Raw genomic sequence first — 21,695 nt, forward strand, 5'->3', positions numbered from 1 at the left:
AGGGGTGGCCCCACTCGCCGTGGAGCCACCCCTCGGCGTCAGTTCACCGGGCGACAGAGAGCTCGCTGATCTGCACGTTGCGCGCCGGGCGGATCGGGTCCCAGGTGTCGGTGATCCACAGCCGCAGATACCGCGCGGTGACCGGGGCGAACGACGTGGTGCCGCCGGTGGCGGGATGGTCGGCGACGGCGACGGTCCGCCAGGACACGCCGTCGTCCGACACGTCGATGGTGTAGTCGCGCGGGCCGAGGTGGGTCGCCCCATCGGCTCGTCCGGCGACGGTCACCGAACCGAACGTGACCGGCGCGCCGAAGTCCAGCCCGAACGTGGACGGGTTCGCCTCGGTCGGCCCCAGCCCGGCCGTCTTCCCCCAGGACGCGTAGTACGACGCCGGCGATCCGTCCACCGCCAGGTGCTCGGGGAAGCGGTCCTGGGCGGTGGTGGTCTCGGGCAGGATCCTCGGGAACCGCGTGAGCTGGGAGTTGAGCGCGAGGTTCGCCGAATGGGTCAGGGTCAGGTTCTCCGTCGCCTCCAGGCCGTTGCCGGCGCGCGCTGTCACGGCGAGGGTGCTCGTGCCCGAGGCGAGACCGGTGTTGCGCACCGCGACGGGAACCGTCACCGAGCCGCCGGCCGGAATGGACGTGGCCGCCGGAGCGGTCGCGGCGATGCCGTCCGCTCCGGTCGCGGTCAGCGTGGCGCTGACCGGACGGTCGGAGGCGTTGGTCACCAGCAGCTCGGCCTCGTTGTACCCGCCGTCGGCGACCGGCAGCGAACGCTGCTGCGCCTCGAGCGTGAGCACCGGCGCCGCGGCGGCATACGGCTCGATGGTGACGGGGCCGAGCAGCCCGTAGCGCATCCGGTCCCGGTCCCCGGCGTCGACGCCGGGAGCGATCCGGACGGCGTTGAGCAGGGTCGACGCGGCCCGCACTGTGATCGTGTTGACGCCGGGGCGCAGCCGGTCGCCGACGTCGATGTGCCTCAGGTCCAGCTGGTCGATCGGCGGCAGTTCCTCGCCGTTGACGCTCACGCGGACCGTGTCGACGACGGTGCCGAGATCGAGGCGGGCGCCGGTGACGCCGTCCCAGCCGGCGTCGAGCCGGAACTCGGCGCTGTAGGTGCCGATGCCCGAGACGTCGGCGAGGTCCGGGCCGAGCTCGGACCACGCCGGCAGCGCGCCGTCCGCGGTGGCCGTGACCTCCACCGGTCCGATCGCCGTGTGCGCCGTGTCGCCGGGCAGGCCGCTCGGGCCGGGCGTCCAACTGTCCACGCTGAGCGACCAGTCCGTGAGCCGCAACGGCTCCGGGGCGGCGCCGGAGGACGCCGCTGGCACCTCGTCGCTCGGCGCGGGGCCGCGGAAGGTGGCGTCGCGGCGCGGCGTGACGGCGATGACCTCGGCGTCGTGGCCGGCCAGCCGCACGTGGACGGTGACGGTGCCCGGACCCTCTTGGTAGTCCGAGATCGGGGTGATCTCGCCCGTCCACGTGTCGAGGCGGTACGGCGTGCCCTGCCCGGCCAGCGTCACGGTCTGCGACGTCGCGGTCGAGTGATGGTTGAACAAGTAGTAGTAGTCGACGCCTTCGGCGCGGCGGCGGACGTCGAGGATCGCGTCGGACGGCGTCGTGTGCGCGGCGGCCGCCTCGACACCCGCGCGCTCGAGTGCCGCGGGCAGCTCACTCTCATCGTCGACGCGTGTGACGCCGGGCTGGCGGAGCAGCTCGGCGATGACGGCGCGCAGCCGGACGTCCTGGTCGGGCCGGTACCCGGGGGTCGTGGCAGGCAGGTCGCCCAGGATCACCACCGGGAGTCCCCGGCGGACGAATCGCAGGATGCTGTGCGCGGCGTCCAGCGGCATCGTCGTCTGGTCGTTGAGCAGCAGGGCGTTGTAGGCCGAGGCGTCGGGGAACAGCACGCCGTCGCGGACCTTCGCGTCCTCGAGCCGCAACTGCGCCGGGCTGACGTACTCGTAGGTGTAGCCGGCCGCGGCGAGCGCGGACGAGCTGGGGATCAGGGTGTCCGACGTCAGGCCGGTCAGGCCGAGACCGAGGTCATGGCGGTAGACGGCCAGGTCGAACGCCGGCTTTCCCTGGCGCAGCACCAGCTGCATGCGGGCCAGGTGGTCGTTGACCTGCCGGTAGTCGGCCCAGCTGGGGTCGCCCTTGGCGCCGAACGCCGCCGAGTAGGAGTCGTTGCCGCCATAGCTCATGCCCGGCCACAGCGTCTGCTCGCCATGGCCGGCCACGCCGCGGCTGAGATAGGGGAAGCCGTGCCAGACGATCTGGTTGACGCCGCCGGCGTAGCCCCGGTAGACCGCCTGCAGGTTGGACCGGTCGGTCGCCTCCCCCACGGTGGCCCCCCAGACGTGTCCCCGGAACGCGCAGCACTCGTCGGAGACGACGGGCGCGCCGGACAGGTGCGCGCCGGAGGCGACGACCTTGTAGTTCTGCACGTTGCTGTGGGCGCTGTCGTTGCGGCCGAAGGCCAGCGACTCCCCCTCCGGGACGTCGACGTGGCCGGCCGCCTCGGAGCTGTCGATGGCTTCGCCGTAGGGCTGGACCCGGGTCTTCAGGTCGCGCCCGTGGGCCCAGTCGCGCAGTACGTCGAGCCGGTTGTCGATGTAGAGGTCGCTCAGGGTCTGCCGGTAGTCGTGGCGCACCCGGTCGCCCACGCCGCCGGCGAAGTCGAAGAACGGCTCCCCCGGGAATCGTCCGGGCAGGCCGCCCTGTGCGCCGGCGCCGGCCAGCGCCGGCAGGAGCTCGATCGGCGAGTAGCCCCGGCGCGTGGTCCATTCGTCGACGAAGCCCGTCGTCCACTTCTGCCCGCCCAGCTCCAGCGAGTCCTCGAAGAGCTCGGCGGTGCCCATCTCGTCCAGCAACGACCGGACGGCCGGGGTCAGGATGGCGTCGTCGTAGAAGTCGGTGCTCGCCCTGGCGCCGGCCTCGCTCAACGTGTCGAGCGAGTAGTTGTCGACGGTGGCGGTGTAACCGGACAACGTGTGCCCGTTCGCGGTCTGGTAAAAGGCGATCAGCGCGTACGTGCTGTCCGCGTCGCCCGGGAGGTCGAGGCTCAGCTCGCCACCGGCGTCCACCTGCGCCGTGACGTCGACGACGGTGGACTGGTCGAGCAACCGCCGCGACGGCTGACTCGCGCAGCCAGGGTCCTCGCACTTCGCCACCAGCGCCGCGACGAGCGTCATCCGCGCGCCTGCAGGCGGTGCGGTGTCGTAGTTGGCGGGCAGCGGCCCGGAGCGGGTCGTGCCGCCGGCGTGGAACTCGTGCGAGAAGACCAGCTTCTGCGCCGCTCGCGGATCGTTCACGTCGGCGACCGTCGGCACGGTGGCCGGCCACCGCGGGCCGAGGCTGAGGTCGAGGCTCAGGCCGTTCGCGTTCGCCGCCGAGAGCATGGTCTCGACCTTGTCCGCCCACAGTGGCGTTCCCCAGCCATACGTGCTCAGGTGTTCGGCCTCGTAGTGGCCCGGGCCGTTCGAGCGCTGAAGGCTGACCTCGGCCCCGCCCGCGCCGACCTGTCTCAGCTGCTCCAGCTCGGCGGTCAGCCGGCGGTCGTCGGTGAAGGCCAGGGGCTGCCACCAGCGGTACCTCGGCCGGACCTCGTTCGGCGGGTCGGCGAAGGTGTCCCGGGTGAGCGGCGGCGCGGAGGCCTGCCGTTGATCGGGCTCAGGCGCGGGTGCGGCGGCCCCGGCGTGCTCGCCCAGCATCTGGCTCGCGGCGACGACGGTGCTCAGCGCCAGCAGGCAGGCGACGGCGCGCAGTCGCCGTCTCGGGTAGGGGTGGGCGTGGGTCATCGGTTCACTCCGATCACATCGCTGGGACATGAGTGCGACATCGGACGCCTGCTCGTCGGCGGGGCGCACCGGGCGAATGGTCTATGCCATTCGCCCGTCGGCCACTGACCGCCTCGTTCGTGCACGCCGGCGTCCTGGCAGGTCTTGACCGTGGTGGTGCGGGCTCCTACCATCTCCGACATCTGATGAATCTTCAAGACTTCTGATGTCATTGGTCTAGAACTCTGATGACTTCGATCCTGTCCGACTGCGAGAGAGGACGGCCGCCATGGATGCCGACGACCTGACCAGACGAGCCTTCATGAAGTCGCTCGCGGCCTCGGCCGCCGTTGCCGGGTTCCTCGGCGGCACCGGTGCCGCAGCGGCCGGGCCGGCCGGAGCGCCGGCGGCCGGAGCGATCACGGCCGGCACCGGCCGGCGGATCGCGATCCGCGAGCACCACGGCGCACCGGCGATCATGATCGGCGACCAGGCGCTGCCGGCCATCGCGTACATGACGTATCTCCCGCACCGCGGGCAGTACGAGGACTTCGCCGGCGCCGGGTACGGCGTGTACAGCGTGGCCTGCTACTTCGGCGACCGCGGCATCAACTCCACCAGCGGGATCAAGCCGTTCCGGCCCGGCCTCTGGGTGGGACCCGGCGACTACGACTTCTCCGCCGTGGACGAGGACCTCGCCCGCGTCGTCGGGGCGCAACCGAACGCGCTCGTCATCCTGAGGGTCAACCTCGACGTCCCGCAGTGGTGGGAGTCGCGGCACCCCGGCGAGCTGAGCGTGTCCGCCGACGGCGGCACGCTGCGGCAGTCGTTCAGCTCGGCCGTCTGGAGGGACGAGGCCGGGCAGGCTCTCGTGGCGCTCATCAGGCACATCGCCGCCTCGCCCTATGCGGACAACCTCATCGCCTACCACCTGGGGGCGGGACAGACCGAGGAGTGGATGTACCACGGCAACCGTGACCGGCTGCCCGACTACAGCGAGCCGCACCAGCGGGCGTTCCGTTCCTGGCTGCGCCGGACGTACGGGTCCGACGCCGCGCTGCGCGCCGCCTGGCACGATCCGGCCGTGTCGCTCCCCACCGCCACCGTCCCGGACGCGGCCGCCCGGACCGGTGATTCGGCCCGGCTCTTCCGCGACCCGGACTCCGAGCAGCAGGTGATCGACTACTACCGGTTCCATTCGTACGCGGCCGCCGACGCCGTGGTCCACTTCTGCCGCACGGTCAAGAAGGAGGTCGGCGACTCCGCACTCGCCGGCGCGTTCTACGGGTACATCTTCGAGACCACCCATGTGGACGTCGGGCAGCACGCGCTGCACCACATCCTCACGTCGCCGTACGTCGAGTTCCTCGCCAGCCCGAGCAGCTACATCCGCCGCCAGCCGGGCAACGACTGGCCGTACTTCAGCCTCACCGACTCGGTCAAGCTGCACGGCAAGCTCTGGATGAGCGAGGCCGACACCCGGACGCACCTGACGGTGGGCCTGTCGATCGCTGCGCCCGAAGTCAATCCCACCGGCTCCGTCCCCGGCCCCTACGACACCGCGCTCTGGCATGGGCCGGACGATCCGCGGATCACGATGTCGTTGTTGCGGAACAATCTCGCCCGCGCCATCACCAACGGCGCCGGGCTGTGGTGGTTCGACATGTGGGGCGGCTGGTACGACGACCCGGAGATGATGGCGTTCATGGCGAAGGCACGCGACCTGGTCGCGGAGTCGCTGACCGCCGACCGCCGCTCGACGGCCGATGTCGCCGTGTTCGCCGACGAGGCCAGCATGGCCCACTTCGGCTACAGCCGGAACCACAACCAGCAGTTCCTCTACGGCCAGCGGCTCGAGCTCGGGTCGATGGGCACGCCGTACAACATCTTCCACTTCCAGGACCTGCCCGACGAGCGCACCCACGACTACTCGCTCTACGTGTTCCTCAACACCGTCAAGGTCGACCGCGACCTACGCCGAGTGGTCCAGCGGCTGCGCGATCGGGGCAAGAGCTTCGTGTGGGGTCACGGCGCGGGCTGGTTCGGCTACGGGGACACCCCCGGCGCCGGCGGCGTCACCGACCTCACGGGCGTCGAGATGACGACGACGGAGCAGGCGGCGCGGCTGCGGGTGACCACCGTCGAGAGCGCGTCCGCCGCCCTTGCCGGCATCGCACCCGGCACGACGTTCGGCACGACGAGCGCCGTCGGCGCCCCGCTGATCCATCCGACCGGCGGCAACGGCGAGGTGCTGGCCACCGTCGAGGGAACGTCGACACCCGGCGTCGTGCGGGTCGCGCACCGGCTCGGTGGTCATTCGACGTACTCGGTGGCGCCGCGGATGCCACCGCGGCTCCTTCGCAACGCGGCGAAGGAGGCCGGCGCGCATGTCTACGTCGACAGCGACGACGTCGTCTACGCCAGCCGTCGCTTCGTCGCCCTGCACGCGACCTCCGACGGCCCGCGCACCATCCACCTGCCCAGCGTGGCCGAGGTCGTCACCGACGCCTTCGCCCGCAGCCGGAGTCCGATCGCACGCCACACGGACAGGGTCACGATCGAGTGCCGCCAACATGAGACCTACCTCTTACGGCTCGAGCCGTAGCCAGTCGGCGTGGCTCGCGGGGTCGCTACCGCGCTCAACTGTCGGCGATCCGGGCCGCCGTCGCGCAGCAGTCCAGCGCCAAGCGACCGACGTCCGATGTCGAACTCCGACCCTGTGGATCGAACGTGGTGCGAGCTGGAGTGGATCAGCGTGACGCATGTGCGACTCCGCAGCGCACGCCAGCGATCGCCGCAGGTGAAAAGGTGGGCGCAGTAGGGTTCGAACCTACGACCCCTGGTTTGTAAGACCAGTGCTCTACCGCTGAGCTATGCGCCCCGTCGTCGTGCGAAGGGTCAGGGTATCGGGAGAACGGCGGGACGCCGAAATCGGTGTCAGGCGGCGCCCTCGGGTGGCGCCTTCTGTGGTTCGGACGCGGCGAGGGCGTCGGCGATGGCCGACTGCGTGGGTCTGGCCGGTGCTCGGCCGAGGACGCGGTCGATGGCGCTGGCGACGTCGGCGGAGAGGTCGCGGCTGTCGGTGCGGCGGTGCCGGCCGGGGCCGGGCATGCGGATGGCGAAGCCGCGGTCCATGGTGGTCTCGACGGCGAGGAACTCGGCCGTGGCCGACGCCTCGCAGGAGCGGCACACGGTGTGCCCGAGCCGGCGCACGAGCGTGGTGGCGCCGCAGACCGAGCAGTGGTCGAGGTCGGTCGACCAGCCCTTGTTCTGCTGGCAGTCGGGGCAGATCAGCACCTGCTCATCGGCCCGGACGCCGCGCACCCACAGGTTCGTCCCCCGGGCGGGGTCGGACTGACGGGCGCCACAGCGGTAGCACGGCACGAGCGAGCTCCCTTCCTGCTGTCGTTCTGGACCGCGGACGTCGGAGGCGCCCGGACCGTCAGGCCGCGCCGAGCGAACCCAGCACGCGCCGGTAGTCGTCGACGTCCCGGGCATCGGGAAGCGAGTTGACGACGTCCCAGCGGACGGTCCCCCCTGCGTCCACTACGAAGGTACCCCGAACCGCACAGCCGCGGTCGTGATCGAGGACACCGTACGCCGCGGCAACCGCCCCATGTGGCCAGAAGTCGGACAACAGCGGGAAATCCAGCCCGGCGCCGTCGGCGAAGACCCGCAGCGCGAACATCGAGTCGCACGAGACGGCGAGGACGTGCGCGGTGTCGCCGACGGCGGGGATCAGGGAGTCGCGGATGGCGGCCAGCTCGCCCGTGCACACGTCCGTGAACGCGAACGGGAAGAACGCCAGCACGACCGGCCGGCCGCGCAACGAGGAGAGCCGGACTGCCGAACCGTGCTGGTCCGGCAGTTCGAAGTCCGGTGCCGGGGCACCGACCAGGCTCACTTGCGGGCCGACCCCTTGGGAGCGACCAGTTTGGTGCCGGACCAGTCCTCGGCCGCCGACACGGTGGACGTGGTGGACAGGCCGGCGGTCAGCGCGGCGTCGGCGATGTCGCTGGCCTCGACGGAGCCGTCGCGGCCCACTTTCGGGGTCAGCAGCCACACGACGCCGCCGGGCGCGAGGTCGGTGGTCGCGCCGATGAGGGCGTCGGTGAGATCACCGTCGTCCTCGCGCCACCACTGCAGCACCACGTCGGCGACCTCGCCGGACTCGCCGTCGAGCAGCTCGGTGCCGGTGACTTCCTCGATGTCGATACGCAGATCGTCATCGCAGTCGTCGTCCCAGCCGAGCTCCAGGACCACCTGGTTGGGACGGAAGCCGAGCTTGGCGGCCGGCCCGTCGTTCTGGTCCGAGTGGCCCGCGATCTGGCCCACCGATCGTCCTCCTCGCAGTCGTCGCGGCCCGCCCCCTGCGTTCCGCGTTTGCTGTAGTCCACCCAAGGACGCGCCGTCGCGCAAGTGAACCCGCCAGACCAAGCCTGACACGCTTGCCCGAACGGGCCTATGGTGCCCCTGCTCAGCGCGCTTGGAAAGACGTCCGGGGGTCCGAATGTGACGTACGGCCGCCGAGCGAGCAGGATAGGGACCAGTGACCATCACGAAGGGACAGTCGTGGCTGCCGACCGCTCGCCGATCATCATCAACGGCCTTCCGAGCCAGCTCCCCGACATCGACGCCGACGAGACCCGGGAGTGGCTGGAGTCGTTCGACGCCGCCATCGACCAGCGCGGACGCAATCGCGCGCGCTATCTGATGCTGGCGCTGCTGCAGCGCGCGCAGGAGCGGCAGGTCGGTGTCCCGAGCCTGCGCAACACCGACTACATCAACACCATCCCGCCCGAGGCGGAGCCCTGGTTCCCGGGCGACGAGTTCGTCGAACGCCGCATCCGGGCCTATATCCGGTGGAACGCGGCCATGATGGTGCAGCGCGCCCAGCGGCCTGGTGTGGGCGTCGGCGGGCACATCTCGACGTACGCGTCGTCGGCGGCGCTGTACGAGGTCGGGTTCAACCACTTCTTCCGCGGCAAGGACCACGCCGGCGGCGGCGACCAGATCTACTTCCAGGGCCACGCCTCCCCCGGCATGTACGCCCGCGCCTACCTCGAGGGCCGGCTGTCCGAGAGCCAGCTCGACGGCTTCCGGCAGGAGCTGTCGCATGCGGGCCTCGGCGGCGGGCTGCCGTCGTACCCGCACCCGCGGCTGATGCCGCAGTTCTGGGAGTTCCCGACGGTGTCCATGGGCCTGGGCCCGCTGAACGCCATCTACCAGGCCCGGTTCAACCGCTACCTGCACCACCGCGGCGTCAAGGACACCAGCCAGCAGCACGTGTGGGCGTTCCTGGGCGACGGCGAGATGGACGAGCCCGAGACCATCGGCGCCATCGGCGTGGCCGCCCGCGAAGAGCTCGACAACCTCACGTTCGTCGTCAACTGCAACCTGCAGCGCCTCGACGGCCCGGTGCGCGGCAACGGCAAGATCATCCAGGAGATGGAGGCGCTGTTCCGCGGCGCCGGCTGGAACGTCATCAAGGTCATCTGGGGCCGCGAGTGGGACCCGCTGCTGGCCGCCGACACCGACGGCGCGCTGGTCAACCTCATGAACGTCACGCCCGACGGCGACTACCAGACGTACAAGGCCGAGTCCGGCGCGTACGTCCGCGAGCACTTCTTCGGCCGCGACCCCCGCACCCGCAGGATGGTCGAGGACATGTCCGACGACGAGATCTGGGGGCTCAAGCGCGGCGGCCACGACTACCGCAAGCTCTACGCGGCGTACAAGGCGGCCACCGAGCACACCGGCCAGCCGACCGTCATTCTCGCCAAGACGATCAAGGGCTGGACGCTGGGCTCGCACTTCGAGGCCCGCAACGCCACCCACCAGATGAAGAAGCTGACCGGCGACGACCTCAAGCTGTTCCGCGACCGCCTCTTCATGGAGATCCCCGACTCCGCGCTCGAGGACGTCTACCACCCGCCGTACTTCCACCCGGGCCAGGACTCCGACGAGCACGCCTACATGATGGAGCGGCGGCAGAAGCTGGGCGGCTTCCTGCCCGACCGCCGCACCACGGCGAAGCCGCTGGTGCTGCCCGGCGACAAGGTCTACGAGGTAGCCAGGCGGGGTTCCGGCAAGCAGGCGGTGGCCACCACCATGGCGCTGGTACGCCTGGTGAAGGACCTGCTGAAGGACCCCGAGATCGGCAAGCGGCTGGTGCCCGTCATCCCCGACGAGGCCCGCACGTTCGGCATGGACTCCCTGTTCCCGACGCTGAAGATCTACTCGCCGCACGGGCAGAACTACACCCCCGTCGACCGCGAGCTGTTCCTGTCCTACAAGGAGGCCAAGGACGGGCAGATCCTGCACGAGGGCATCAACGAGGCCGGCTCGGTGGCGTCGTGGACCGCGGCGGCCACGTCGTACGCCACGCACGGCGAGCCGATGATCCCGCTGTACATCTTCTACTCGATGTTCGGCTTCCAGCGCACCGGCGACGGCTTCTGGGCCGCGGCCGACCAGCTGGCCCGCGGCTTCGTCCTCGGCGCCACGGCCGGGCGCACCACGCTCAACGGCGAGGGGCTGCAGCACGAGGACGGCCACTCGGTGCTGCTCGCGTCGACGAACCCGGCGGTCGTGCACTACGACCCCGCGTTCGCGTTCGAGATCGGGCACATCATCAAGGACGGCCTGCGCCGCATGTACGGCGAGGAGTCCGAGAACATCTACTACTACCTGACGATCTACAACGAGCCGTACGTGCAGCCGGCCGAGCCCGAGAACCTCGACGTCGAGGGCCTGCTCAAGGGCATGTACCTCTACCGCCCCATGCAGACGGCGCCGGGCGACGACGTCCCGTACGCGCAGATCCTCGCCTCCGGCGTCGGCATGAACTGGGCGCTCGAGGCGCAGCAGCGGCTGGCCGAGGAGTGGCAGGTCGCCGCCGACGTCTGGTCGGTCACGTCGTGGAACGAGCTCCGCCGCGAGGCGCTCGACGCCGACGAGTGGAACCTCATGCACCCCGGCGAGGAGCCCCGCGTCCCGTACGTCACGGCGCGGCTGCGCGAGGCCCGCGGCCCCGTCGTCGGCGTCAGCGACTACCTGCGCGCGGTGCAGGACCAGATCGCGCCGTACGTGCCGGCCGACTACTCGTCGCTGGGCACCGACGGCTTCGGCCTGTCCGACACCCGGGCGGCGCTGCGCCGCCACTTCAAGGTCGACGCCCAGTCCATCGTCGTCAGCGTGCTGACGCTGCTGGCGCGGCGCGGCGAGATCCCGTGGGAGACGGTCAAGCAGGCGCACGAGCGCTACAAGCTCGACGACGTCAAGGCCACCACCGCCGAGGAGGCCGGCGGCGAGTCCTGACGGTCAGCCCGCGGCGGCGTGCATCTCCCAGACGAGCAGCTCGGCGGCGCCGCGGGCGGTCACCGTCCGGCCGCCCTCGTCGGTGAACCGGACGGCGTCGCCCTCGTCCAGGCGCCCCGCGGTCTCGACGTCGGCGCCGCCGCGGGTGACGTAGACGTGCACGAACGGCGCCGACGGCAGTGTCACCTCGTCGCCGGCCTCTAGCCGTGCGACGTGCAGGGCGGCGGCCGGCTGCCCGAGCCCGACGGCGACGTCGGCGGCGTGCCGCCGCAGCCCGCTGACCACCGGCACCAGCCCGCCGCCGGCGAGGTCCGCCGTCACGTCCGCCTGCCCGTACGACGGGTCGGCGCCCGGCGCGCCCGGCGGCACCCACATCTGCACGAACCGCGCGCCCGCGCCGGTGGCCAGCTCGGAGTGGCGGACGCCGCGGCCGGCGCTCATCCGCTGCACGACGCCTGGGACCAGCGAGCCGCCGTGCCCCGCGGTGTCCTCGTGCGCCAGCGCGCCCGACAGCACCCACGTGACGATCTCGACGTCGCGGTGCGGGTGCACCGGGTACCCGCCGTGCGGCCGCGCGACGTCGTCGTTGGCCACCACGAGCAGGCCGAACCCGACGTTGCCCGGGTCGTAGTGCGGCCCGAACGAGAACGAGTGCCGCGACACCACGCCGTCGCCGGGCGTGACGAACCGGTCCCCCGCCCGCCGGACCTCGACGCTCACAGCCCGGTGCGCGCGCCCGCCGACTCCATGCGGGCCAGCCACTCCCGCATGCGGCCGGCCGTCGGCGCCGTCAGCAGCAGCCCGGCGACGCTGAACAGCGCGCCGATGGCCACCGGCAGCCACACCCCGCGGGCGAACGAGTTGACCAGCCCGATCAGCGTCGGCAGCTCGGCGAAGACCAGGCTGATGAAGGCCGCGCTGCGCAGCTGGCCGGACGCCTTCACCTCGTCGGGCTCGGCGCTGACCGGCCACGGCCGGACGACGCGGCGCGGGACGAGGAACGCGGCGGCCAGGAAGACCACGCTCACCACGATCTGGCCGAACGCGTCGGTGCCCGTGCCCGGCTCGTCGCCGACGGTGAAGATCGCCACCATCGCGATGGCCACGACGCCGCCCAGCATGGCGAGACTCACCAACCGCAGCGCGCGGCCCAGGACGTCGGTGGGTGCGCCCTCGCCGGGCGATGTGGGGGTCGACATGGCCCGCAGCCTAGTGCCCGGCCGGATCCGGGCCCGACGCCGGACCGCCGCGATTGTGCGGTCACCACAACGGCAGCGGCCCTGGTCCACCGCCGCGGCGCCCCGGCCGCGTACGCTGCCGAGCATGCGGTCCACCTCCGACGCCGAGCTGCCCGGCGCCCACGGCACCAGCCGGCACGAGCGCTCCGTGCACCTCCTGGAGCGCGCGACCGGACGGCTCGCCACGGCGGCGATCGCCCGCATGGAGGACACCCTCAGCTGGTACCGCGCGATGCCGGCGGAGCAGCGGTCCTGGGTGGGCTTGGTGATCCAGGCCGGCATCGCCGCGTTCGTCGACTGGTACCGCAACGCCGACGAGTCCCGTCCCACCCCGACGGCGGACGTGTTCGGCACCGCGCCGCGCGACCTCATTCGCTCGATCAGCCTGCAGCAGACCGTCGAGGTCGTCCGGGTCGCGATCGAGGTCGTCGAGGACAACGTCGAGGACGTCGTCGGGCCCGACGACGTGCGCGACGTCCGCGAGGGCGTGCTGCGCTACTCCCGCGAGGTCGCGTTCTCCGCGGCGCACGTCTACGCCCGCTACGCCGAGGCGCGCGGCTCGTGGGACGCCCGGCTGGAGGCGACGGTCGTCGACTCCCTGCTGCGCGGCGAGGTCGACGAGGACGTGCGGTCGCGGGCGTCGGCGCTGGGCTGGACGGCGGCCAGCGGCGTCGTCGTCATCATCGGCCGGCCGCGGCCCGACGACGGCACCTCGGCCGACGAGATCCGCCGCTCGGCCCGGCACGCCGGATACGACGTGCTCACCGGCGGGCAGGGCGACCGGCTGGTCGCGGTGCTCGGCCGGGTCGAGGACCCGATGCAGGCGGCCACGGCCATCGTCACGCACTTCGGCCCGGGCCCGGTGGTCGTCGGGCCGCTGGTGCCCGACCTCGTCTCGGCGGCGACGTCGGCCCGGCCCGCCGTGACGGGGCTGCTGGCGGCGGCCGGGTGGCCCGACGCGCCGCGTCCCGTCGCGGCCGGCTCCCTGCTGCCCGAGCGGGCCCTCGCCGGCGACCAGGACGCGCTGAACGACCTCGTCGGCGAGCTCTACGTGCCCATCGCCGAGGCGGGCCCGGTCATCCTCGAGACGCTGGCCGCGTACCTCGAGACCGGCGCGTCCGTCGAGGCCGCGGCCCGGCTGCTGTTCGTCCACCCGAACACCGTCCGGTACCGGTTGCGGCGGGTCACCGACGTCGTCGGGCTGACCCCCACCGACCCCCGCGACTCCTACACACTGCGCCTCGCGCTGTCGCTCGGCCGGATGAATCCGCCGGTCATCGAGTGAGGGGTTGTGGGAAACCCCCAAACTTAGTGGGACGACCTTGTGACAGCGGCCGACCCCTTCTACGCCCGGGTAGCCGCGAGGCTAAAGGGGTGCTTGTGATCGTCGCCCCCGGTCAGGGGTCCCAGACGCCCGGGTTCCTCACGCCGTGGCTGGAGGACCCGTCGTTCGCGGCCCGCATCGACTGGCTGTCCGCCGTCGCCGGGCTGGACCTCGCCCACTACGGCACCGAGGCCGACGCCGACGCCATCCGCGACACCGCCGTCGCCCAGCCGCTGCTGGTGGCGTCGGGCCTGGTCGCGGCGCTCGCGCTGTTCCCGCACCCGGCCGACGGGTTCGCGGCGGTGGGCGCGGCGGCCGGGCACAGCGTCGGCGAGATCACCGCGGCCGCCGCCGTCCGCGTCATCACCGCCGAGCAGGCCATGGTGTTCGTCCGCGAGCGCGGGCGGGGCATGGCCGAGGCGGCCGCGAAGGAGTCCACCGGCATGACCGCCGTCCTCGGCGGCGATCCCGACGACGTCCTCGCGACGCTCGGGCGGCACGGCCTCACCCCCGCCAACGTCAACGGCGCCGGCCAGGTCGTCGCCGCCGGCACCGTCGCCCAGCTCGAGGCGCTGGCCGGCGACCCGCCGCAGGGCGCCCGGCTGCGCGCGCTGTCCGTCGCCGGGGCGTTCCACACCACGCACATGGCGTCGGCGGTGAAGCGGCTGCGGCACTACGCGCAGTCGATCAGCACCCACGACCCCCGCACGCTGCTGCTGTCGAACCGCGACGGCCAGGTCGTCCACGACGGCCGCCAGGTGCTCGACCGCCTGGTCGACCAGGTGTCCAACCCGGTCCGCTGGGACCTCTGCATGGAGACCATGGCCGACCTCGGCGTCACCGGCGTGCTGGAGATGCCGCCGGCCGGCACGCTGACCGGCCTGGCCAAGCGCGCGCTGCCCGGCGTCGAGACGTTCGCGCTGAAGACGCCCGACCAGCTCGACGCCGCCCGCGCGTTCGTCGAGCAGCACGGCGGCCAGCCCAGCGCGCTGGCCACCAACCCGACGTGGCGCCTCGTCATCGCGCCGGTGAAGGGCACGTTCGCCGCCGGCGGCGCCAAGACCGGCGACCACCTGGCCGCCGGCGACACCGTCGGCACTGTCAGCTCGCTGCGTGACGCCGTCGAGGTCACGGCCGGGCACGGCGGCACCATCATCGAATGGCTGGTCGAGGACGGCGATCCGGTCGCCCCCGGTCAGCCGCTGGTCCGGCTGCACCCCGAGGCGGTGGCGTGAACATGAGCGCACTCACGATCCAGTCCGAGCGGCAGCCGCGTGCTTCGCGCGTCCTCGGCATCGGCGGCTACCGGCCCACCCGGGTCGTCACCAACGCCGAGATCGTCGAGCAGATCGACTCCTCCGACGAGTGGATCCGCACCCGCTCCGGCATCGAGAGCCGCCGCTGGGCCGGTGAGGACGAGACCGTCATCTCGATGAGCCTCGCGGCCGCCCGGAAGGCGCTGGCCGACGCCGGCATCCAGCCCGAGCAGGTCGACTGCGTCATCGTCTCCACCGTCACGCACCTGTACCAGACCCCGTCCGCCGCCGCCCAGATCGCCTACGAGCTGGGCACCAACCGGGCCGCCGCGTTCGACGTCTCCGCCGCGTGCGCCGGGTTCTGCTACGGGCTGTCGCTGGCGTCCGACATGGTGCGCGTCGGCACCGCCGGCCACGTCGTCGTCATCGGCGTCGAGCGGCTGTCCGACCTCACCGACCGCACCGACCGGGGCACGGCGTTCCTGTTCGCCGACGGCGCCGGAGCCGCGGTCGTCGGACCGGCCGCCGGCGCCGCCGAGGCCGGCATCGGCCCCGTCGTGTGGGGCTCCGACGGCCAGCACCTCGACCACATCAAGCAGAAGGAGAACTGGCGCGACGCCCTGTTCGGCGAGACCGGTCCGCAGATGCCGCACCTGGTCATGCAGGGCAACCCGGTCTTCCGGTGGGCGTCGTACGAGATGGCGAAGGTGGCCCAGGAGGCGCTCGACGCCGCCGGCGTCACCGTCGACGACCTCGACGTGTTCGTGCCGCACCAGGCCAACATGCGCATCACCGACGCGATGGCACGCCAGCTCAAGCTGCCCGAGCGGGTCGCCATCGCTCGCGACATCGCCACCCAGGGCAACACCTCGGCGGCCTCGATCCCGCTGGCCATCGAGCGCATGCTCGAGACCGGCGAGGCCCAGAGCGGCGACCTCGCCCTCATCATCGGCTTCGGCGCGGGGCTGGTTTACGCCGGTCAGGTGATCCGCATCCCCTGACGCCACGCCACGTGCCCGCCCGACGGCGTGCGGGCACCTACGATCGTCACCGACCACGAATCGGTCACGAGGCATCATCCACACCAACGAGGAGAACGACAGACATGGCCACCACCGAGGAGATCCGCGAGGGTCTTGCCGAGATCGTCAACGAGATCACCGGCGTTCCCGCCGAGGACGTGCAGCTCGAGAAGTCCTTCACCGACGACCTCGACATCGACTCGCTGTCGATGGTCGAGGTGGTCGTCGCGGCCGAAGAGAAGTTCAACGTGAAGATCCCCGACGAAGAGGTCAAGAACCTCGCCACCGTCGGCGACGCCGTCACGTTCATCGAGAAGGCAGGGTCGTAAGCAGATGTCGCATTCCCAGGCACGAGTCGTCGTCACCGGGCTCGGCGCCACCACGCCCGTCGGGGGCGACGTAGCGTCGACCTGGGAGTCCCTGCTCGCCGGTCGATCCGGCGTACGCAAGCTGACCCAGGAGTGGGTCGCCGACCTGCCGGTGCAGATCGGTGCGCCGGTCGCCGTCGACCCCTCCGAGGTCCTCCCCCGCGTCGAGGCCCGCCGGCTGGACCGCTCGGCCCAGTTCGCCATCATCTGCGCCCGCGAGGCGTGGGCCGACGCCGGATTCTCCGGCAAGGCCAGTGAGGCGGGACTGGACCCCGAGCGCGTCGGCGTCGTCTGTGCCTCCGGCATCGGCGGGCTCACGACGCTGCTGTCCAACTACGACCAGTTGCTCGCGTCCGGCCCGCGCCGGGTGTCGCCGCTGGCCATCCCCATGCTGATGCCGAACAGCCCGTCCGCGAACGTCAGCATCGAGCTGCAGGCGCAGGCCGGCGCGCACACGCCCGTCAGCGCCTGCTCGTCCGGTGCCGAGGCGCTCGCCTACGCCGTCGACATGATCCGGCTGGGCCGGGCCGACGTCGTCGTCGCCGGCGGCACCGAGGCGGTCATCTCGCCGCTGCCGATCGCCGCGTTCGCGAACATGATGGCGCTGTCCAAGCGCAGCGACGACCCCACGGCCGTCAGCCGCCCGTTCGACAAGAACCGCGACGGCTTCGTCCTCGGCGAGGGCGGCGCGCTGATGGTGCTGGAGTCGGCCGAGCACGCTGCGGCCCGCGGCGCCCGCGTCTACGCCGAGATCGCCGGCGCCGGCATGAGCGCCGACGCCCACCACATCGCCCAGCCCGAGCCGACCGGCCGCGGCGTCATCACGGCGATCCGCAAGTCGCTGACCGACGCCGGCCTGTCGCCCGACGACATCGGCCACGTCAACTGCCACGCCACGTCCACCCCGACCGGCGACGCCGCCGAGTCGGTCGCGCTGAACGCCGTCTTCGGCGACCGCACGCCGTCGATCCCGGTCACCGCTCCGAAGTCGATGATCGGGCACCTGCTCGGCGGCGCCGGCGCGGTCGAGTCGCTGGCCACGGTGCTCACGCTGCACCACGGCCTGGTCCCGCCCACGGCGAACGTCGACGACGTCGACGACGACATCAACCTCGACATCGTCCGAACCACCCCGCGAAAGCTCGACGACGGTCCGCTGGCCGCGCTGAACGACTCGTTCGGGTTCGGCGGCCACAACGTCGTCCTGGCCTTCAGGAGGACCTGATGACGGCTCTGGCAGATCGTGCGGCATCGTCCAGTTCTGCCAGCCCGGCGGCTCGGGTGCCACGGGACCAGGACCCACGGCACCCCCGGCACCGGCTCACCGCTCTCTTCGACGAGGGTTCGCTCGAGCTGATCAGCGCCGACGACCTCAGCGGCATGCTCGCCGCCGTCGGCACGGTGCACGGCACCCCGGTCGTCGCGTTCTGTTCCGACGCCACGGTCATGGGCGGCGCCATGGGCGCCGACGGCTGCCGCGTCGTCGTCGACGCGTACGAGCGGGCGCTGGCCGACGGCGTCCCGATCATCGGGTTGTGGCACTCCGGCGGCGCCCGGCTGCCCGAGGGCGTGCTCTCGCTGCACGCCGTCGGGCAGATCTTCGCCGTCATGACCCGCGCGTCGGGCACGATCCCGCAGCTGTCCGTCGTGCTCGGCCCGGCCGCCGGCGGCGGCGCGTACGGCCCGGCGCTCACCGACATCGTCATCATGGGGCCCGAAGGGCGGGTCTTCGTCACCGGCCCCGAGGTGGTCCGCTCGGTCACCGGCGAGGACGTCGACATGCTGCGCCTCGGCGGCCCCGAGCCGCACGGCCGCCGCTCCGGCGTCGTCCACGTCGTCGCCAGCACCGAGCGGGAGGCGCTGGACCGGGCCCGGTCGCTGGGTGCGCTGCTCGGCTCGCAGAGGTCGCTGGACGTCTCCGCTGTCGCCGACCGCGACCTCGGCGTGCACTTCCCGGAGTCGGCGAAGCGCGCCTACGACGTCCACCCGATCGTCGCCGATCTGCTCGACGACGACACCGGCATCGAGCTGCACCCGCGCTGGGCGCCGAACATCACCACCACCCTGGGCCGCTTCGGCGGCCGCACCGTCGGCGTCATCGCGAACAACCCGCTGCGCCTCGGCGGCTGCCTCGACTCCACGTCCGCCGAGAAGGCCGCCCGGTTCGTCCGCATGTGCGACGCGTTCGGCGTGCCGTTGTTGGTCGTCGTGGATGTTCCCGGCTACCTTCCCGGCGTCGGCCAGGAGTGGGACGGCGTCGTCCGGCGGGGCGCGAAGCTGCTGCACGCGTTCGCCGAGGCGACCGTGCCGCGGGTGACGCTGGTGACCCGCAAGGTCTACGGCGGCGCGTACATCGCGATGAACTCGCGAGCCCTGGGCGCCACGCGCGTTCTCGCCTGGCCGACCGCCGAGGTCGCCGTCATGGGCGCCGTCGCCGCCGTCCGCGTCCTGCACCGGCGGAAGCTGGCCGAGGTGGCGCCCGAGGTGCGGCCACGCGTCGAGGCCGAGCTGGCCGAGGAGCACGCCCGCATCGCCGGCGGCCTCGACCGCGCCCAGGAGCTCGGGGTCATCGACGAGATCGTCACGCCCGAACGGACCCGCTCCGCCCTCGCCCGCGCCATCGCCGACGCCCCCGAGCGGCGGGGCGCGCACGGCAACATACCCCTCTGATCTCCCCGACCCTCCCGCCTCGCCAGGGCCGTCTGGCGGGGCGGGAGTTTCGCGTCGCGCCACCCACACGACGGAGCGCCCCGGACCGCGTTGGTCCGGGGCGCTCGACGTGGTGAGGCCGCTGTATTTCCCGGTCACCGGGCCGGGGACAACCACCGATGCCGGAGCGGCCACGTCTTGAGGTGTGTTACTTGACCGTGACCATACCGAGGACTCGGCGTCTTGTGAAGGCCCTGCCGGGGATCAATTTCGCCCCGCACGCTGGCCTGCTCAGACGACCTGGTGCAGCCACCGCACCGGCGCACCGTCGCCCGCGTACCGGAACGGTTCGAGCTCCTCGTCCCAGGGCGCGCCGAGCAGCCGCCGCAGCTCCTCCTCGAGGTCGACCTCGCCCATGGCCGCCTTCACGACGGCGGCCTTGATGCGGTCCTCGGGGATCATGATGTCGCCGTGGACGCCGGTCACCGCGTGGAAGACGCCGAGCTCCGGGGTGTAGGAGTAGCGGGCGCCCTCGCAGCCGGGGCTGGGCTCCTCGGTCACCTCGAAGCGCAGGTGCATCCACCCGCGCAGCGCGGACGCGATCTTGGCGCCGGTGCCCGACGCACCCTGCCAGGACAGCTCGGCGCGATACATCCCGGGGGCGGCCGGCTGCGCGCTCCAGTCCAGCTTCACGCGCACGCCAAGAGCGCCGGCCACTGCCCACTCGATGTGTGGGCACAAAGCCGACGTAGCGGCGTGGACGTACAGAACGCCACGAGTCGTCACCGGATCCTCCTGCGGTTCGAGGGACGCCTTCCCCTGCGACCTCGTTCCGCCCAGGTGAACCTGCGACGGCTCCATTGTGCACGACGAATCTTCCCGCCGCTACGTTCCCCCGCGCCTCTCCCCCGGCGTGTCCCGGCGCGTCCGGGCGTGTTCCGGGCGTGCCCCGACGTCTTCCAGGCCCGCCCTGACGCACCCCCGATGGCCCTGCCCGACAGCTTCACGGCGTCCGACACCAACGGGATCGGCCCGGCCCGGCCCCGCCCGCCGCACCCCGACAGGTCCCGGCAACCGTCGCGGGCGGCGACAGGCGGCGACAGGCGACCTCGCGCGGCCCGGCCGCTCCAAGCACGGCTCCAACGGCTCCCGGCCGGCGCAGCCCGGGGTGGCGTCCCGTGGAGTGGTGGAGTTCGTGGCCCGCTTGAGCGTCGTCGTGTCGACGGTGGTGTTGGGCGGCCATCGTGCGACGGTCAGTGAGACCTAGCGATGGAACTCACGGAAGGACACGACGCACGATGGCCTTGGACCATGCTGCCCTACTTGAGGTGCTCGAGGTGATGCGGGCCGCTGATGTGGATGATCGGGTCCGTACCGCGGCGCAGGGGATGTATCAGGCGTTGATCGATGCCGAGGCGACGGCGGTGATCGGTGCTGGCCCGTGGGAGCGCAGCGCGGAGCGGACCGCGCAGCGCAACGGCTCGCGACCCAGGGTCCTGACCACGACCGCGGGGGATCTGGAGTTGCGGATCCCGAAGCTGCGCACGGGGTCGTTCTTCCCGTCGCTGTTGGAGCGGCGCCGGCGGGTGGACCAGGCCCTGTTCGCGGTGATCATGGAGGCGTATCTGCATGGGGTGTCGACCCGCAAGGTCGATGACCTGGTCAAGGCGCTGGGCGCGGACAGCGGGATCTCCAAGTCGGAGGTGTCGCGGATCTGCGCCGATCTCGACGAAGAAGTGGGTGCGTTCCGGGACCGGTCGCTGGGCGAGACGACCTATCCGTACGTGTTCCTCGACGCGACCTACTGCAAGGCCCGGGTGAACCGCCGCGTGGTGTCCCAGGCGGTGGTCATCGCTACCGGCGTCACCGCCGACGGGCGGCGCGAGGTGCTCGGGTTCGACGTCGGCGACAGCGAGGACGGCGCGTTCTGGACCGCGTTCCTGCGCTCGTTGAAGGCCCGCGGGCTGGGCGGTGTCCAGCTGGTCATCTCCGACGCCCACACCGGCCTCAAGCACGCCATCGCCTCGGTGCTGATCGGCGCGGCCTGGCAGCGCTGCCGGGTGCACTTCCTACGCAACGTGCTCGCCCAGGTCCCCAAGGGCAACGCCGAGATGGTGGCCGCGGCGATCCGCACGATCTTCGCCCAGCCCGACGCCGAGCACGTGCACGAGCAGTTCGACGTCATCGCCACCATGCTCGGCCGGCAACTACCCAAGGTCGAACAGATGCTGCGCGACGCCAAGGACGATCTCCTCGCGTTCACCACGTTCCCGATCAGCCACTGGAAGAAGATCTGGTCCACCAACCCGCTGGAACGGCTGAACAAGGAGGTCAAACGCCGCACCGACGTCGTCGGAGTGTTCCCCAACCCCGCCGCCCTGCTCCGCCTGGCCGGATCGGTCCTCGTGGAGGCCCACGACGAATGGCAAGTCACCGCCGAACGCCGCTACCTCTCCGAAACCTCCATGGCCCTGCTCAACGCGCCGGCAACCAACAAGGAGGTGGCCAAACCCGAACTCATGACGGCATGATCAGCACACTGACCCCGCACAGTGGTCGAAGAACTCCACCACCCAGCGGGACGTCACCCAGCCCGGCCCGCCCTGGCGGGCGCCAGCGGGCACCGGAACCGTCCGGCGGGCCCGGCCCCGCCCCGACAGATCCCAGCAACCCTCGCGGGCATCGACCGGCGACCTGGCGCGGCCCGGCCGCTCCAAGCACGGCTCCAACGGCTCCCGGC

The 21,695-nt window shown here is 72.0% G+C and carries 16 protein-coding genes and 1 tRNA gene; 9 read left to right on the forward strand and 8 right to left on the reverse strand.

Annotated features, from left to right (window positions below; translation table 11 throughout):
• Positions 1-43: 43 nt before the first annotated feature.
• Entirely contained in the window at positions 44-3,799 is a 3,756-nt protein-coding gene (locus BLU82_RS17780) for a glycosyl hydrolase (protein ID WP_172885638.1), read from the reverse strand.
• Positions 3,800-4,067: 268 nt separating this feature from the next.
• Here BLU82_RS17780 and BLU82_RS17785 point away from each other — a divergent pair, with 268 nt between their 5' ends.
• Complete coding sequence (locus BLU82_RS17785; RefSeq protein ID WP_092622475.1) at positions 4,068-6,383, forward strand: beta-galactosidase; 2,316 nt, start codon at positions 4,068-4,070, stop codon at positions 6,381-6,383.
• A gap of 204 nt (positions 6,384-6,587) precedes the next feature.
• Here the strand turns inward: BLU82_RS17785 and BLU82_RS17790 are convergent.
• The 4 genes from BLU82_RS17790 to BLU82_RS17805 all read right to left on the reverse strand — a co-directional run bounded on the left by BLU82_RS17790 (position 6,588) and on the right by BLU82_RS17805 (position 8,113).
• Positions 6,588-6,659, reverse strand: a tRNA-Val gene (locus tag BLU82_RS17790).
• Positions 6,660-6,715: 56 nt separating this feature from the next.
• Complete coding sequence (locus BLU82_RS17795) at positions 6,716-7,162, reverse strand: hypothetical protein (RefSeq protein WP_143045052.1); 447 nt, start codon at positions 7,160-7,162, stop codon at positions 6,716-6,718.
• Positions 7,163-7,220: 58 nt separating this feature from the next.
• Positions 7,221-7,682, reverse strand: a complete 462-nt coding sequence (locus tag BLU82_RS17800) for a peroxiredoxin (RefSeq protein WP_092622476.1) — start codon at positions 7,680-7,682, stop codon at positions 7,221-7,223.
• Positions 7,679-8,113 (reverse strand): DUF3052 domain-containing protein, encoded by a 435-nt coding sequence (locus BLU82_RS17805; protein WP_197682292.1) that lies wholly within the window; start codon positions 8,111-8,113, stop codon positions 7,679-7,681. The genes BLU82_RS17800 and BLU82_RS17805 overlap by 4 nt, the downstream gene beginning before the upstream one ends.
• A 237-nt stretch (positions 8,114-8,350) precedes the next feature.
• Here BLU82_RS17805 and aceE point away from each other — a divergent pair, with 237 nt between their 5' ends.
• Positions 8,351-11,098 carry a pyruvate dehydrogenase (acetyl-transferring), homodimeric type gene (gene aceE / locus BLU82_RS17810; protein WP_092622477.1) on the forward strand — a complete coding sequence of 916 codons (2,748 nt, stop codon included), beginning with the start codon at positions 8,351-8,353 and terminating at the stop codon, positions 11,096-11,098.
• Between the two features lie 3 nt (positions 11,099-11,101).
• Here aceE and BLU82_RS17815 read toward each other — a convergent pair whose 3' ends face one another.
• Positions 11,102-11,818 (reverse strand): pirin family protein, encoded by a 717-nt coding sequence (locus BLU82_RS17815; protein ID WP_092622478.1) that lies wholly within the window; start codon positions 11,816-11,818, stop codon positions 11,102-11,104.
• On the reverse strand, positions 11,815-12,297 hold the full coding sequence (locus BLU82_RS17820; protein WP_092622479.1) for a hypothetical protein: 483 nt from the start codon (positions 12,295-12,297) through the stop codon (positions 11,815-11,817). Before BLU82_RS17820 ends, BLU82_RS17815 begins: the two co-directional genes overlap by 4 nt.
• 124 nt (positions 12,298-12,421) lie before the next feature.
• On the opposite strand from BLU82_RS17820, the gene BLU82_RS17825 reads away from it, so the two are divergent.
• From BLU82_RS17825 to BLU82_RS17850, 6 genes are all read left to right on the forward strand, one after another.
• Entirely contained in the window at positions 12,422-13,621 is a 1,200-nt protein-coding gene (locus tag BLU82_RS17825) for a CdaR family transcriptional regulator (protein ID WP_092622480.1), read from the forward strand.
• An 89-nt stretch (positions 13,622-13,710) separates the two neighbouring features.
• Positions 13,711-14,895: an acyltransferase domain-containing protein gene (locus BLU82_RS17830; RefSeq protein ID WP_092622481.1), complete on the forward strand. Its 1,185-nt coding sequence runs from the start codon at positions 13,711-13,713 to the stop codon at positions 14,893-14,895.
• Positions 14,896-14,897: 2 nt separating this feature from the next.
• Positions 14,898-15,917 carry a beta-ketoacyl-ACP synthase III gene (locus BLU82_RS17835; protein WP_092622482.1) on the forward strand — a complete coding sequence of 340 codons (1,020 nt, stop codon included), beginning with the start codon at positions 14,898-14,900 and terminating at the stop codon, positions 15,915-15,917.
• Between the two features lie 104 nt (positions 15,918-16,021).
• Entirely contained in the window at positions 16,022-16,267 is a 246-nt protein-coding gene (locus BLU82_RS17840) for an acyl carrier protein (RefSeq protein ID WP_069110874.1), read from the forward strand.
• 4 nt (positions 16,268-16,271) lie between these two features.
• A complete protein-coding gene (gene fabF / locus BLU82_RS17845) occupies positions 16,272-17,531 on the forward strand; it encodes a beta-ketoacyl-ACP synthase II (RefSeq protein WP_092622483.1) in 1,260 nt (419 codons plus the stop codon).
• A complete protein-coding gene (locus BLU82_RS17850) occupies positions 17,531-18,976 on the forward strand; it encodes an acyl-CoA carboxylase subunit beta (protein WP_092622484.1) in 1,446 nt (481 codons plus the stop codon). Before fabF ends, BLU82_RS17850 begins: the two co-directional genes overlap by 1 nt.
• A 270-nt stretch (positions 18,977-19,246) precedes the next feature.
• On the opposite strand, the gene BLU82_RS17855 is transcribed toward BLU82_RS17850, so the two are convergent.
• Positions 19,247-19,741: a DUF3145 domain-containing protein gene (locus BLU82_RS17855; RefSeq protein ID WP_172885639.1), complete on the reverse strand. Its 495-nt coding sequence runs from the start codon at positions 19,739-19,741 to the stop codon at positions 19,247-19,249.
• Positions 19,742-20,253: 512 nt separating this feature from the next.
• Here BLU82_RS17855 and BLU82_RS17860 point away from each other — a divergent pair.
• The gene (locus BLU82_RS17860; protein ID WP_092619626.1) at positions 20,254-21,486 is read left to right on the forward strand and encodes an IS256 family transposase; all 1,233 of its coding nucleotides are present in this window, start codon (positions 20,254-20,256) and stop codon (positions 21,484-21,486) included.
• The last annotated feature ends 209 nt before the right edge of the window (positions 21,487-21,695 follow it).

Origin of the sequence: Jiangella sp. DSM 45060, assembly GCF_900105175.1 — a bacterium.
Classification (GTDB): Bacteria; Actinomycetota; Actinomycetes; order Jiangellales; family Jiangellaceae; genus Jiangella.